We start from the raw sequence: 13353 nt of genomic DNA on the forward strand, positions 1-13353 counted from the left end.
CGCCCCGCACCACGGAGCAGGCCGGTTTTTTTGCTTGTGATGTTTGTGCCTGTGGCACGGGCTGCGGGTGTAAGATCTTGCCCAGCCCCCTGAAATCAAATGATGTTGCCGATGTCGGCGAATGACGCAGCGCGCGTCACTGTTGCAGCTGAGGAGCGGTATTGATGGCGGAACCAAAGGCGACGATCCCCACTGCGGGAAGTTCGGTCAATCAACAGCAGCCCACCAAAATCATCGGATTTCTGGTCATTCCCAACTTCACCACCATCGGTTTCGCCTCCGCCGTGGAAACCTTGCGCATGGCCAACCTGGCGGCGCGCAAACCGCTGTTTCGCACGCTGATCATCGCCGCCGACCTGGAGCCGGTGGCCGCCAGCAACGGCATGCGCGTGCTGCCGGACTATTCGATCGGCAATGCACCGAAGCTGGACATGCTGTTCGTGGTCGGCTCCAACCCTATCGTCTCCAACCACAGCACGCGTCCGCTGCTCAACTGGCTGCGCAGGCTGGCCCACGACCAGGTGCCGCTGGGCGGGATCTGCACCGGCAGCCATCTGCTGGCCCGGGCCGACCTGCTCAAGGGCTATCGCTGCACGATTCATTGGGAGGACATCGAGGCACTCAAGGAGCGTTTTCCGGGGATCATCATTTCCAACCAGCTGTTCGAGCTCGATCGCGACCGCTACACCTGCTCCGGCGGTGTGGCGTCGATGGACATGACGTTGGCATTGATCGCCCGAGAGCCGGGTGGCCGGGACATCGCCGCGCATGCGGCCGAATTGCTGCTGTGTGATCGGGTTCGCGGCGCCCAGGAACGCCAGCGCGTGCCCTTGCGCCAGAAACTGGGGACCTCGCAACCCAAGCTCAGCCAGATCGTGGCGATCATGGAGGCCAATCTTGAAGAGCCGGTCAGTCTCGAAGAGCTGGCCAGCCTGAACGAGGTGTCGGTGCGGCAACTGGAACGCCTGTTCCACAAGCACCTGCAGCGCACCCCGAGTCAGTATTATCTGGAACTGCGCCTGTCCCGGGCCCGGCAACTGCTGTTGCGCAGTGAGTCGCAGGTGCGGGATATCGCGCTGGCTTGCGGGTTTATCTCACCGGCGCATTTTTCCAAGTGCTACAGCCGCTTCTTCGGTGTCTCGCCCATCGGCGAGCGTAAGCAGGTGGCTTCATTGCATTGATCGACCTGGGGCTGCGCTGCTGCCTACGCAGTACCAGCGCTCGCCCGCACACCCCCAATCGCCTCGGCTGAGGGACCCGCCGCAGGCGAACCGGCTCTACCGTTGGGCAGAGCCGCTCCCCCCTCAATCCTGCAACGCCTTGTGCGCCGTCTCCCGGCTCATCAGCATGGCGATCAACGCCACAGCCGCGGCTGCCAGCAGATACCAGGCCGGGGCCATCTTGTTGCCGGTCAGTTGAATCAACCAGGTGGCAATGAACGGCGCGGTGCCGCCAAACAACGCGTTGGCCAGATTGAAGCTCAAGGCAAAACCGCTGAATCGCACGCGGGTGGGAAATATCTCGGCGAGAAAGCACGGCAGCGTGCCGTCGTTCATGGCCAGCATCACCCCGAACACGATCTGAATCGCCAGTATCACCAGCAACGGCTGGTGGTCGAGCAGGCCGAACAGCGGAAAGGTCAGCCCCAGAAACAACACCGATGCGATCAGCAGCATGGTCTTACGCCCGAAACGATCGGACAGCGTGCCCATGAGAAAAATCAGCCCTATGTAGGTGGCCAGCGACACCGTGGACGCCAGAAACGAATCGCGCTCGCTCATGCCCATTTCGCTGGACAGGTAGGTGGGCATGTAGCTGAGCAACAGGTAGAACGCCACCGCGTTCAGGCAGGTGACGCCAATACCGATGAGCACGCTGCGCCGATGCACTGTCAGCAATTCACGCACCGGTGCCTGGGTGCCACCCTCCTTTGCTTGCAGACGCTGTTCCATTTCCAGGAATTTGGGCGTGTCCTGCAGGCTCATGCGAATGTAACGCCCGACCAGACCGAAGGGCGCCGCCAGCAGAAACGGCAGACGCCAGCCCCAACTGTGCAGATCCTCGACGCTGAGCCACGCATGCAAGCCTGCGACAAACAAGGCGCCGAACAACAGCCCCGCAGCGGTACTGGCCGGCACGATGCTGGTGTACAGACCGCGCTTGCCTGGCGGTGCATATTCGGCCAGGAATGCAGCCGCCCCTGCGTACTCGCCCGATGCCGAGAAGCCCTGGAACAGGCGGATCAGCAACAGCAATGCCGGCGCCCACAGGCCGATGTAGTTGTAGGTCGGCAGAATGCCGATGCAGAACGTCGACACCGACATGATCAGGATCGACCACGACAAGGCGCTGCGCCGGCCATACGTATCGCCGAAATGCCCCCAGACCAGTCCGCCCAATGGACGCACGATGAACGACAGGGCAAACACTGCAAAGGTGGCCAGCAACCCGGTGGCCTTGTCGGTTTGCGGGAAAAACGTCGAGGCGATGATCGTCGCCAGATAACCGTAGGCGGCATAGTCGAACCACTCGACGAAGTTGCCCATGAAGCTGGCACCGGCAGCGCGGCGCAATGCCTTGCGCTCGGCACTCTGGTCGCGTTGGACGTCGATGGAGGTAGGGACGCTTGTGGCTGGAATACTCATGACGGATACCCTCTATTGTTGTACTTGGCAGGGTGAAAAGTCAGGAAACGCTGCGCGTCTGGGCACGCATGCGAGAGGTTGGAAGCAAAGCGCCGCACGGTGGGCCCGTGCGGCGCTATTTGTCACTTTCTGATGATGTTGTGTTCGGGGCCATACGGGAATTTGGTGATGTTTTCGCCACCCTGCTCATTGACGATCAGGATGTCGTGCTCGCGATAGCCGCCTGCGCCCGGCAGCCCCTCGGGCAGCATGATCATCGGTTCGATGGACACCACCATGCCGGGTTCAAGCACCGTGTCGATGTCTTCGCGCAGTTCCAGCCCGGCCTCGCGGCCATAGTAGTGGCTCAAGGTTCCGAAGGAGTGGCCATAACCAAAGGTGCGGTACTGCAGCAAGTCATGTTCGAGGAATATCTCGTTGAGTTGCAGCGCAATGTCGCAGCAGCGCATGCCTGGTTTGATCAGCTTCAGACCGGCCTCATGCACTTTGACGTTGACCTCCCACAGGCGCAGGTGCTCGTCGGAGCAGTGATCCAGAAACAGCGTGCGTTCCAGGGCGGTGTAATAGCCGGCGATCATCGGAAAGCAGTTCAGGCTCAGAATGTCGCCCTTGTTGACCTTGCGCGAGGTCACCGGGTTGTGTGCGCCATCGGTATTGATGCCCGACTGGAACCAGGTCCAGGTGTCCATCAGCTCCGAATCCGGGAAGGTGCGGGCGATTTCGCGGACCATCGCCTGGGTGGCGTGCAGCGCCACTTCGTACTCAGGCACCTGATCACGCAGCGCTTCGACGATCGCCGCGCCGCCCACGTCGGCGATTCGGGCGCCCTGACGGATCACGGCGTGCTCTTCGCTGGATTTGATCATGCGCATGCGCATGCACGGCGCGCCAATGTCTACCAGTTCGGCCTGCGGGTAACGGGCGGCCAGCTTGTCACGGTTGAGCAGGTTCAGGTGGTCGTACTCCACGCCGATGCGTCCCGCCTTGGGCAAGGCTTGCTGGATGGCGACGAAATAATTGTCACGCTGCCAGTCGGTGTAGACGATGTTCTCGGTCCCGGCCGTGCGCCGCCATGGCTGACCGCCGTCGATGTTGGCACTGATCGAGACCACGCTGTCCTGGGTCACCACCAGTGCATAGGGCCGACCGAACGAGCAATACAGAAAGTCGCTGTAGTAGTTGATGTTGTGATAGGAGGTGAAGACCGCCGCATCGATATTGTTCTGTGCCAGATAGGCGCGCAACCTGGATTGGCGATTGGCAAATTCCTCGACCGAGAACGTGGGTTTGACCTTTTCGCCGTTCTTGATCTGGATGGTTTTCGGCATTTGCATGTCTTCTATCCTTCAGTGATTGAGCAACAGTGCGCGCCGTTTCATCGGGCCGCTGGAGATCATTCGAACAGAAGCATTGCGTGGCTTTTTGCGTGAATCCGACCTGTAGTTGACCAGATCCGCTGTGCTCGAGACGCTGCCACGCCGGACGCACGCAGAATGCAAAATGCCTGCGGCAAACGCTTTGACAGCCGCTTGGCGAAGGCATTGAGCAAAACCTGGATTGGAGAATGCAGTAGGTCAGAGCAAGGGTTGCGCAGGTGCCAGCTCTTCACGGGGGTGCGCACCGAAATACTGGCGGTAGCAACGAAAGAAGTGCGGCACCGAGACAAACCCGCATGCCTGCGCGATGTCTACCATCGAGCCCTTACCGGCCTGCAACAGCTGACGCGCCTGTTGCAGTCGCAGGTCCAGATAATGCCTGGACGGCGTGCAGCCCAGCTTGCTCTTGAACAACCGCTCCAGATGCCGGCGAGAGACGCCCATGCGTTCGGCCAGTTCATCGATGCCCAGGGTGCGGGCCAGATGCTGGTTCATCAGGGTCAAGGTCTGCTGCAGTTTCTCCGGCGCGGTATGCACCGATTGCATCGGCCGGGTCCGGCGCCGGGTGTGCCGGGTCATACGCAGCAGCAGACTGCGTCCGTGGGTTTGCGCCAGCAATTGATGCATCAGCCCTTGCACGGCCTGCGCGCCGACGCAGGTCAGGCGACCGGCATCGATGCAGAAGGGGGCCGGCACCGGCTTGAGCCTGGCGAAACCGGCCAATGCCCATGACGGATCGGGTTCTGGCAGGCTGCATTTCAGGTTGTCCAGCTCCCCGAGTCGGGCCAGCAGCCAGCCTGCTTTGCCCAAGGCTCCCAGGCCAACGGGTTGCGCCGCCCAGTGTTGCAGGTGTCGGCTCACCTCTGCGCAATCGCCGCTGGCCTGCAGGTCGTCAGCGGCGCAGAGGATCAACACATCCAGCGGTTGCGCCCGTTGCAGTGGCGCGGTGGCGGTGCTGATGCCGTTGCTGGCTTTGAGTGGGTGCCCGTGAAGGCTGAGAATCTGCCATTGGCAAACGGCTTGGCCCGCTGTCTCATTGGCCAGACGCAGCGGTTCCAGCGCGTTGGCCAGCGAATAGAAGTCGAATGCCTCGGTCAACCAGAAGCCGATGCGTAACACCGTCGGTGCCTGGCGGCGAGCCTCGGTCAGTTGCAGCATGTTCCCTCTCCCCGTGCAGACCCTACCAGGCCCTGTGGGCGCGGCCTTTAATGGTCCGATTCTCAGGGCAACGGGTCTGGCGCAGGTGTCTGGATTCGACCTGCGATTGTTCACTGCCACCACGTTGCACAGCCTGGGTCATGGGTTGACCGGCAAACCCTGCCTGCACCGTTACCGACGCGCCAGTTCGTGTCGCGTACAGCCTTCGTAATAGACCTGTCTGACGTTTTCCGGGCGCATGCGCGAGGGGCTGTCATAGGTCTGTTCGGTGATACCCAGGGCACTCATGCGCATCCATTGCTGGGGAAAGTGTCGAGCCTGGAGTTTATTGCGCGCGCCATACAGGGTCAGGCCGGCGAGTTTGTACTGCTGCGCGGTACCGGCGATCCCTGCGCCCCAGGTGCAAAGGTCGCGTTGGTTCTTGCTCAGGTCTCGTGCAAACGTAAGAGTCGAGGTGCTCGTCAGTACACAGAACACCAGAACAATCTTGATAGTTTGCATGCAGATCCTTGCCTAAATGATTGATAGGGCGATGATTCTGCCGTCATTGCAATGCGCCGGGGGCCAGCAAAAGGCCTGCTTTCGCGCTCAGGCGACGAGTGACACGCGATGCCCCGGCAAGGATGCGCGTCAGGCACTCATCGAGTAACCAAAGCCAACGCCGCCTGCTACCTTGTAAGATGAGCGTTGCCGGTGAACCTTATCGCCCGATGACCGGTCGATAGTTGCACCTCTGACCAGCTCCATTCACCGCTTGGGCGCGTGGATCTGGCTGGCTTTATTTCCAGAAGGACCGTTCATGATCCCAATTCAACGCATCGCCTGGCTCAAAGCATGGGGCGCCCATGGCTTCACGGCCACCGGCGTCGTCCTCGCTTTCCTGGCGACCATTGCCTTGTTCGATAACCAGCCCAAGGCCTGTCTGTTGTGGCTGGGCATCGCCCTGATCGTGGACGGTGTGGACGGCTCGCTGGCACGCAAGGTCAATGTGCAGTCGGTATTGCCGCATTTCGACGGTTCGGTGCTGGATCTGGTGATTGACTACCTCACCTATGTGTTTATCCCTGCCCTGTTCATCTACCGGTACATCCCGCTGCCTGAATACACCCTGCTGCTGACCACCTCGATCATCCTGGTGTCGTCGCTGTTCTGCTTCTGCAACACCGAGATGAAAAGCAAGGACAACTACTTCCAGGGCTTCCCGGCCGCCTGGAACGTGGTCGCGTTATGCGTTTATATCCTCTCGCCTGCGCCGTGGCTGACCTTTATCACCGTGATCTGCCTGGCATTGCTGACCGTGACCCGGATGAAGTTCCTGCACCCGTTTCGTGTACGTCGCTTCATGCCGATCAACATTGCAGTGACCAGCATCTGGTTTCTGTGCAGCTTCCTGCTGGTGATCAATCACCCGTACAACAGCCCGCTGGTGCTCAGCGTGTGGCTGGCAATGTCGGCGTACTTCCTCGGCATCTGCATCTGGCGAACCTCGCTCGAATGGATCGACAAGGCGCGCTTCTGAAGCGCGCCCTGCACCCCACCCTCCTCGTCACCGAGCCACCGCATTCGCCAGCAAGCCGGCTCCACAACAGCGCGGCTTGCTGGCGGTATCGCCCTCTGGTCACCCACCGCCGGCAAGCCGGACTGCTACAGCAGGCCCGCCGTGGCCGGGCAGGCACAGCAAGACCTGTGTCAGGCGATGTAGCTCAACGGCAACTGGGTTGTCGATTTGATCTGCTCCATGGCGAAGCTTGAGCTGATGTCGGTGATGCCGGACACCTGGATGAGTTTTTTGTAGACCGCGTCGTAGCCTGCGATGTCCGGCACCACGATACGCAGCATGTAGTCGGTATCGCCCGCCATGCGATAACACTCCACCACCTCGGGCAGGGTCGCGATCTGGTCGTGAAAGCGGGCCAGCCATTGGGCGTTGTGCTGATTGGTGCGAATGGCCGCGAACACAGTCACGGCGACGTTCAACTGTCCCGGATCGAGCAGCGCCACGCGGCCGCGAATCATGCCCTGCTCTTCAAGTTTCTGCACCCGGCGCCAGCAGGCGGTACTGCCCAGGCCGATGCTGTCGGCAATTTCGGCGATGGGGCGGGTGCAGTCGTGCTGCAGAATGCTGAGGATCGCTTGATCGAACTTGTCCATGGTGCTGACTGCCGTGCCGAACTAAAGAGCGTTATCGCCCGAAGCGATAAAGATATGCCGGATTGCTCACTGCGCGAAACCATATTCTTTAAAACGCGGTTGATGGAGAAAATAAATCTATAAACGGCCCACTGGGACGTCGATTAATCAATTTTTTTTCAGCGCCGCGCTTGTAGTATTTACCGCATTCACAGACCGCGCGGATTTTCCCATGAGCACCCTTCCCTGTTACTTCGATTACGCAGCCACCACGCCTGTCGATGAGCGTGTCATCCAGGCCATGGTCACTTGCCTGGGTCGTGAGGGCACCTTCGGTAACCCCGCGTCCAACTCCCACGCTTACGGCAATCAGGCCCGTCAGGCGGTGGAACTGGCGCGGCGTCAGGTCGCGGAACTGATCGGCAGCGACGCCGACGGGCTGGTCTGGACCTCAGGCGCCACCGAATCCAACAATCTGGCGATCAAGGGCATCGCGCAAAGCGCCCACGGCAAGCGCCGCCACCTGATTACCAGCACCCTGGAGCACAAGGCGGTGATCGACACCGTTCGCCAGCTGGAACAAGCCGGCTTCCCAGTGACCTGGCTTGAGCCTGACAGTCAGGGCCTGATCCAGCCCCAGGCCGTTAGCCAGGCATTGCGCGAAGACACGCTGCTGGTGTCGCTGATGCTGGTCAACAACGAACTGGGCACACTCACCGACATCGCCAGCATCGGCCAACGGGTCCGAGAGCATGGCGCGCTCTTGCACGTTGACGCGGCACAGGGCGCCGGCAAAGTCAGCATCGACCTCAAGGCGCTGGCGGTGGATTTGATGTCGTTCTCAGCACATAAGACCTATGGTCCGAAGGGCATCGGCGCGCTGTACGTCGGTGAGCGCGCACGCCCCCTGCTGCAGGCGCAGATGCACGGCGGAGGTCATGAGCAGGGCTTTCGTTCCGGCACCCTGGCCACTCACCAGATCGTCGGCATGGGTGCGGCGTACGCACTGGCCAGCGCCGAGATGACTGAGGAGGTCGAGCGTATCGGTCGGCTGTCGGCGCAACTGCGTGACGGCCTGTTGCAGCTTCCAGGCGTCAGCCTCAACGGCGACCTGCAACAGCGCGTTCCTCACACGCTCAACATTTGCGTCGACAAGCCGGGTTTCAACGCCATGAGCCTGTCCGGCGAGCTGGCGGTGTCTTCGACCTCGGCCTGCAACTCGGCCAGCAGCGGCGCGTCCCACGTGCTGCTGGCACTGGGATTGACCCCGGCGCAGGCCGGCAGCAGCCTGCGTCTGAGCCTGGGGCGCTACACACAGGGCGCCGATGTGGAGAAAGCCATCGCAGTGATTGCCGCACGCCTGAACAGCCAGCCGGCCACGTTTTGGTGATCTGGTCTGCCGAACCGCGCTTGAGTAACCTCTGCAGGTGACTTCAGGGAAAGTAACCTTCAGGGGTTACTTTCCAGATAATTTCAGCACCGCCAGCCCGACGGCAATACTGACGGTGAAGCTCACCAGGGTGCCCAGCAGCACGTATTCGCTAAGCGGCCGCTGTTCGGCACCCTTGATGTCGTTGAAGCGCAGGATGCTTTTGGCCGTGAGTAGAAAGCCGATGGCTTCCCATTGTTCCAGCAGGACGAAGGTCAGGATCAGCATTCGTTCCAGATAGCCGATCCAGGTGCCGGCTTTTTTCAACGAATCCCTGCTGCTCTCCTTCACGCCCTCCACGAATGGGGTCAGCACCGCGCCGATCAGCGCCGACGCCGGACGCAACACCAGCACATAGGCCAGCAGGACCAGCAGGTTATGCGCGCTGAACAGTCCCTTGCCCAACTCCCCTGCCCAGCCCCAGTAGCCTTCAGCGCTGAGCCAGATGGCCGTCAGGGCGACCACCTGCAATGCCGCTTGCAGGACGAAGGCGAATCCCGATCTCCACTTGCCGACGAGGCCGCGGATCAACGCCCAGCACAGGGCAAAACCCATGGTTGCACAGATTGCGGCAAGCAGGCGCCGGTCGAACCCGTACATCACCCCACCGACCGCCACCCCTTGAGCGATGGCCATCAGCACCGTAGCGGTGACAAGCTGCCGATGACCGCGCTCGCGCCAGCGAGAATACAGATGATCCAACAGCATGTTGAGCAGGATCAGAATCAGCAGCATTACCGAGGCATCACGCATTCTCCAGCTCCGACATCCAGTCCCGCGAAGCGGCCAGGTAGCGATCCAGCAGCCGTGCCTGGCCCCGTTGCAAGGCTTTGTTGATCGCCACCCGCGACTTGCCCAGGTTCTCGGCGATGCTCTGCTGATCGCCGGTGCCCAGCAGATGCGCGTAATAGGCCTGAGCCTCGACCACGGTCCACTTGTCGAGCGTGGCGGCAACGAACTCGGTCACCAGTTGCGCTGCACGCAGCAGCGAGGCGTCCTTGCTGAATAGCCCAAGGCTGAGCTTTTTCATGCCATCCAGGCCCTGACCGGAAAGTACGAACGCTTCGCCGTAATCTCGCCCGGCCGTGGCGGGTCCCACGCCGATTGCGATACGCGCATCCCAGCGCTCACCTTCCGGGCTGGCGGCAATGAGGCCGGCGCGAATCGCCAGTGCGCATTCGAATCCTTGCACTGCCTGCGTGGGCACCACCTGAAAGCCATCGCCACGATAGGTGTCGCTGCTCAGCCGGTAATGGGCGTTCAGGGTCGTCAGCACGGTCTGCAAGCCGTCCAGATACGCCTGGGTATCGGACACGCTCTGCGAATGCATGAGATCGCCGGTCAAGACAGCCTTGATGGTCATCGAACAATTCCTTGAAGCCATGGCAGGGGTGACGTTCACTATAGGGCACATCCGCTGGATGTAACCTTAAAAGGTTACTTTTTTGAATGTAACCTGTAGAGGTTACTTCGTCGGCAGCGACTGCAGCCAGTGATTCGCCCTCCAAGTCTCTGGCACAATCGCCCATCGCATTTTTCGAGATCGACAGCGCAATGGACCTGAACCGCGTTTACCACCGCCTCAATACCGGCAGCAAGAAGTGGAGCCAGTACCCTGAAGACGTGCTGCCGATGTGGGTGGCAGACATGGACTTTCCAGTGGCCGAGCCGATCATGCAAGCGCTCAAGACACGTCTGGAACATCCGTTGCTGGGGTACTCCACGGCCCAACAAAGCCTGCGCCAGACGTTGGTGGCGCACCTGGCCGAGCGCTACGGGTGGAGCATCCAGCCGCAGGACCTGGTGTTTCTGCCCGGCGTCGAGCCCGGGGTGAACATGGCGCTCAACGCGTTGTTGCCCGCTGGCAGTGGCGTCGTGGTGCAGACACCCAATTACGCACCGCTGCTGGCAGCCCCCGCGCACTGGAACCTGCCACGCATCGACCTGCCGTTCCAGGCGCACGCCAATGGCGAGTACGCCACTGACATCGTTGCTCTGCAACAGGCGCTGCCAAAGGCCCGCGCCCTGTTGCTGAGCAATCCGCACAATCCGCTGGGCAAGGTGTTCGAGCCTGAGGAGTTGCGCGCCATCGGCCAGGCTTGCGTGCAGCACGATGTGCTGATCATTTCAGATGAAATCCACGCGGACATTCTGTTCGACGGTCGTCGCCATACGCCCATCGCCTCCCTGAGCCCGGAAATCGCCGCCCGCAGCGTAACGCTGATGTCGGCAAGCAAGGCGTGGAACATCGCCGGCATGAAATGCGCATTTGCCATCGTGCCCAACGCCGAACTACGTCAGCGTTTCAATGCCGGGCGCCTGGGCCTGGTCGACAGCGTCAATGCCTTGGGGCTTGAGGCCACGCAGGCCGCTTATAGTCAGGGCGCGCCGTGGCTGGCCGAAGTGATGGCGTACCTGCAAGACAACCGCGACTACCTCGCCGATGCCGTCAAACGCCGATTCCCCGGGGTGCGCATGAACCTGCCGCAAAGCACCTATCTGGCCTGGCTGGATTGCTCGGCACTGGGCCTTGCCGACCCGCAGCGGTTTTTTCTGGATGAAGCCAGGGTAGCGCTGAGCGCCGGCCTTGAGTTTGGTGAGGCGTGCGGGCAATTCGTGCGCCTCAACTTCGGCTGCCCGCGGCCCATGCTGGAAGAGGCGTTGGCGCGCATGGAGCGCAGTCTGTCCAAGCGAGGCTGACCCGCCATCGCTGGAAGTGGCGAGGACTGCAGCGCCGGGGTGCAGCATCCGGCGCAGCGACGAGACCGACCGGGGCAGACAGCTGTGCCCCGGTCAATCGTCATGCCTCAGTAACCCAGCGACAAGCCGGTGTTGCGACGCGGGTCGTTGGCGCCGTAGAACCGATTCTTGCCGACCGGCTCGCCACCCAGTGACGGCGCGCCGACCAGGATCGCTGCCAGGTGGTTGGCATCCTGGGGACCGGCAAACTTGTGACCCCAGCTTTCCAGAATCTTCTGGGTATCGGCACTCACTGCGAAGTTTTCCAGGTTGGTAGTCTCCGGCATCCACTGCTGGTGGAAGCGTGGCGCATCGACTGCCTCCTGGATGTTCATCCCGTAATCAATGACGTTGAGCATGGTCAGCAAGGTGGCGGTGATGATCCGGCTGCCGCCTGGCGTACCCACCACCATCACCGCTTTGCCATCCTTGGTGACGATGGTCGGGCTCATCGACGACAGCGGCGTCTTGCCCGGGGCGATGGCATTGGCTTCGCCCTGGATCAGGCCGTACATGTTCGGGACGCCGACCTTGGAGGTGAAGTCGTCCATTTCATCGTTGAGGATGACCCCGGTCTTGCTCGCCATCACACCGGCACCGAACCAGTCGTTGAGGGTGTAGGTGACCGAGACGGCGTTACCCCACTTGTCGACGATGGAATAGTGGGTGGTGTTATTGCCTTCGTGAGGCGCGACGCCCGGTTTGATGTCCTGCGACACGCCGGCCTTCTGCGGCTCGATGGCGGCGCGCAGTTTTGTTGCGTAGTCCTGATTGAGCAGATGCTCGATCGGATTCTTCACGAAGTCCGGGTCGCCGAGATAGCTGTTGCGGTCAACGTAGGCGTGACGCATCGCTTCGATCTGGTAATGCATGCCCTGGGCCGAGTGATAACCCAGTTCCTTCATCGGGTAGCCTGCAAGGATGTTCATGATCTCGCAGATGACCACCCCGCCGGAGCTTGGAGGCGGTGCCGAGACCACGTGATAGCCGCGGTAGTCACACTCGACAGGCGCCAGCTCGCGGGTCTTGTACTTATCCAGATCGGCCTGGACGATGATGCCCTTGCCGGCCTTGCTCGAATCGACGATGGACTTGGCCACCCAGCCCTTGTAGAACCCGTCGCTGCCCTTGGCGGAGATTTCCTTGAGCGTCCTGGCCAGGTCTTTCTGTACGAGCTTGTCACCGACCTGCAACGGTTGTCCCTTGTTGAGGAAGATCGTGCCCAGATCCTTGGCGTCGGCCTTGAACTCGTCGGTGGCAGTGTGCAGCAGGTCGACATCCCCCTGTTCCAGGGCAAAGCCGTTCTCGGCCAGCTTGATTGCCGGTGCCATGACCTGCGCGCGTTTCTTGCTGCCGTATTTGCTCAGCGCCATCTCCATGCCGGACACCGTGCCGGGTACGCCCACCGCCAGATGGCCCTTGGAACTCAGGTCAGGGACAACGTTGCCATCCTTGTCCAGGTACATGTCGGCGGTGGCCGCTTGCGGCGCCTTTTCGCGAAAGTCCAGAAAGGTCTTGCGACCATCGGCCAGCTGGATGGTCATGAACCCACCACCGCCCAGGTTGCCCGCCGCCGGGTAGACGACCGCCAGTGCATAGCCCACGGCAACTGCGGCATCCACCGCGTTGCCGCCGGACCTGAGCACGTCCACGCCAACGTGTGTCGCCAGATGCTGGGCGGTGACCACCATGCCGTTTTCGGCGGCGACCGGCGCCACGGAGGCGGCGTATGACGTAGAGAAAGCAAGCGTAAGCGCCGTCGCGATCAGCGACTTGGCCAGGGGTTGGTACTTCATCGGTCGACTCTCTTTTTTCTTATGAATGTGGAACAGCTTCGATTCAGCCAGCGATCAATCTGCTACTGCACCAAAGTAGC

12 protein-coding genes are annotated in these 13353 nt (G+C 61.3%); 4 read left to right on the forward strand and 8 right to left on the reverse strand.

Annotation, left to right across the window (positions count from 1 at the left end):
* The first annotated feature begins 164 nt into the window (after positions 1-164).
* Positions 165-1181 carry a GlxA family transcriptional regulator gene (locus tag ACI2KS_RS12745; RefSeq protein WP_404620621.1) on the forward strand — a complete coding sequence of 339 codons (1017 nt, stop codon included), beginning with the start codon at positions 165-167 and terminating at the stop codon, positions 1179-1181.
* Positions 1182-1304: 123 nt separating this feature from the next.
* Here the strand turns inward: ACI2KS_RS12745 and ACI2KS_RS12750 are convergent, their stop codons facing one another.
* The 4 genes from ACI2KS_RS12750 to ACI2KS_RS12765 all read right to left on the reverse strand — a co-directional run bounded on the left by ACI2KS_RS12750 (position 1305) and on the right by ACI2KS_RS12765 (position 5680).
* Complete coding sequence (locus tag ACI2KS_RS12750) at positions 1305-2645, reverse strand: MFS transporter (protein WP_404620623.1); 1341 nt, start codon at positions 2643-2645, stop codon at positions 1305-1307.
* Positions 2646-2767: 122 nt separating this feature from the next.
* Entirely contained in the window at positions 2768-3979 is a 1212-nt protein-coding gene (locus ACI2KS_RS12755; RefSeq protein ID WP_404620625.1) for a M24 family metallopeptidase, read from the reverse strand.
* A 240-nt stretch (positions 3980-4219) separates the two neighbouring features.
* The gene (locus ACI2KS_RS12760; RefSeq protein WP_404620627.1) at positions 4220-5179 is read right to left on the reverse strand and encodes a GlxA family transcriptional regulator; all 960 of its coding nucleotides are present in this window, start codon (positions 5177-5179) and stop codon (positions 4220-4222) included.
* A 171-nt stretch (positions 5180-5350) separates the two neighbouring features.
* Complete coding sequence (locus tag ACI2KS_RS12765) at positions 5351-5680, reverse strand: hypothetical protein (RefSeq protein ID WP_404620629.1); 330 nt, start codon at positions 5678-5680, stop codon at positions 5351-5353.
* A gap of 298 nt (positions 5681-5978) precedes the next feature.
* Between ACI2KS_RS12765 and pcsA the strand changes: the two genes are divergently transcribed.
* Positions 5979-6698 (forward strand): phosphatidylcholine synthase, encoded by a 720-nt coding sequence (gene pcsA / locus ACI2KS_RS12770; RefSeq protein WP_404620631.1) that lies wholly within the window; start codon positions 5979-5981, stop codon positions 6696-6698.
* Between the two features lie 170 nt (positions 6699-6868).
* On the opposite strand, the gene ACI2KS_RS12775 is transcribed toward pcsA, so the two are convergent.
* Positions 6869-7330: an Lrp/AsnC family transcriptional regulator gene (locus ACI2KS_RS12775; RefSeq protein WP_404620633.1), complete on the reverse strand. Its 462-nt coding sequence runs from the start codon at positions 7328-7330 to the stop codon at positions 6869-6871.
* Between the two features lie 211 nt (positions 7331-7541).
* Between ACI2KS_RS12775 and ACI2KS_RS12780 the strand changes: the two genes are divergently transcribed.
* Positions 7542-8699, forward strand: a complete 1158-nt coding sequence (locus ACI2KS_RS12780) for an aminotransferase class V-fold PLP-dependent enzyme (RefSeq protein ID WP_404620635.1) — start codon at positions 7542-7544, stop codon at positions 8697-8699.
* Positions 8700-8765: 66 nt separating this feature from the next.
* Here ACI2KS_RS12780 and ACI2KS_RS12785 read toward each other — a convergent pair whose 3' ends face one another.
* Together ACI2KS_RS12785 and ACI2KS_RS12790 are read right to left on the reverse strand one after the other, a co-directional pair.
* Positions 8766-9491 carry a hypothetical protein gene (locus ACI2KS_RS12785; RefSeq protein WP_404620637.1) on the reverse strand — a complete coding sequence of 242 codons (726 nt, stop codon included), beginning with the start codon at positions 9489-9491 and terminating at the stop codon, positions 8766-8768.
* Complete coding sequence (locus tag ACI2KS_RS12790) at positions 9484-10101, reverse strand: hypothetical protein (RefSeq protein WP_404620639.1); 618 nt, start codon at positions 10099-10101, stop codon at positions 9484-9486. The genes ACI2KS_RS12785 and ACI2KS_RS12790 overlap by 8 nt, the downstream gene beginning before the upstream one ends.
* A 191-nt stretch (positions 10102-10292) precedes the next feature.
* On the opposite strand from ACI2KS_RS12790, the gene ACI2KS_RS12795 reads away from it, so the two are divergent.
* On the forward strand, positions 10293-11438 hold the full coding sequence (locus tag ACI2KS_RS12795; RefSeq protein ID WP_404620641.1) for a MalY/PatB family protein: 1146 nt from the start codon (positions 10293-10295) through the stop codon (positions 11436-11438).
* Positions 11439-11545: 107 nt separating this feature from the next.
* Here the strand turns inward: ACI2KS_RS12795 and ggt are convergent, their stop codons facing one another.
* Positions 11546-13273, reverse strand: a complete 1728-nt coding sequence (gene ggt / locus ACI2KS_RS12800; RefSeq protein WP_404620643.1) for a gamma-glutamyltransferase — start codon at positions 13271-13273, stop codon at positions 11546-11548.
* Positions 13274-13353: the final 80 nt, after the last annotated feature.

It is taken from the genome of Pseudomonas sp. NPDC087358, from assembly GCF_044900785.1.
In the GTDB taxonomy this organism is placed as follows: Bacteria; Pseudomonadota; Gammaproteobacteria; order Pseudomonadales; family Pseudomonadaceae; genus Aquipseudomonas.

Bases quoted from the DNA above. Each gene is read 5' to 3' on its own strand.
- ACI2KS_RS12780 (WP_404620635.1), top strand. From the start codon at position 7,542: ATGAGCACCCTTCCCTGTTACTTCGATTACGCAGCCACCACGCCTGTC.
- ACI2KS_RS12785 (WP_404620637.1), bottom strand. From the start codon at position 9,491: ATGCGTGATGCCTCGGTAATGCTGCTGATTCTGATCCTGCTCAACATG.
- ACI2KS_RS12750 (WP_404620623.1), bottom strand. From the start codon at position 2,645: ATGAGTATTCCAGCCACAAGCGTCCCTACCTCCATCGACGTCCAACGC.
- ACI2KS_RS12775 (WP_404620633.1), bottom strand. From the start codon at position 7,330: ATGGACAAGTTCGATCAAGCGATCCTCAGCATTCTGCAGCACGACTGC.
- ACI2KS_RS12745 (WP_404620621.1), top strand. From the start codon at position 165: ATGGCGGAACCAAAGGCGACGATCCCCACTGCGGGAAGTTCGGTCAAT.
- ACI2KS_RS12795 (WP_404620641.1), top strand. From the start codon at position 10,293: ATGGACCTGAACCGCGTTTACCACCGCCTCAATACCGGCAGCAAGAAG.
- ACI2KS_RS12755 (WP_404620625.1), bottom strand. From the start codon at position 3,979: ATGCAAATGCCGAAAACCATCCAGATCAAGAACGGCGAAAAGGTCAAA.
- ACI2KS_RS12790 (WP_404620639.1), bottom strand. From the start codon at position 10,101: ATGACCATCAAGGCTGTCTTGACCGGCGATCTCATGCATTCGCAGAGC.
- ACI2KS_RS12760 (WP_404620627.1), bottom strand. From the start codon at position 5,179: ATGCTGCAACTGACCGAGGCTCGCCGCCAGGCACCGACGGTGTTACGC.
- pcsA (WP_404620631.1), top strand. From the start codon at position 5,979: ATGATCCCAATTCAACGCATCGCCTGGCTCAAAGCATGGGGCGCCCAT.
- ACI2KS_RS12765 (WP_404620629.1), bottom strand. From the start codon at position 5,680: ATGCAAACTATCAAGATTGTTCTGGTGTTCTGTGTACTGACGAGCACC.
- ggt (WP_404620643.1), bottom strand. From the start codon at position 13,273: ATGAAGTACCAACCCCTGGCCAAGTCGCTGATCGCGACGGCGCTTACG.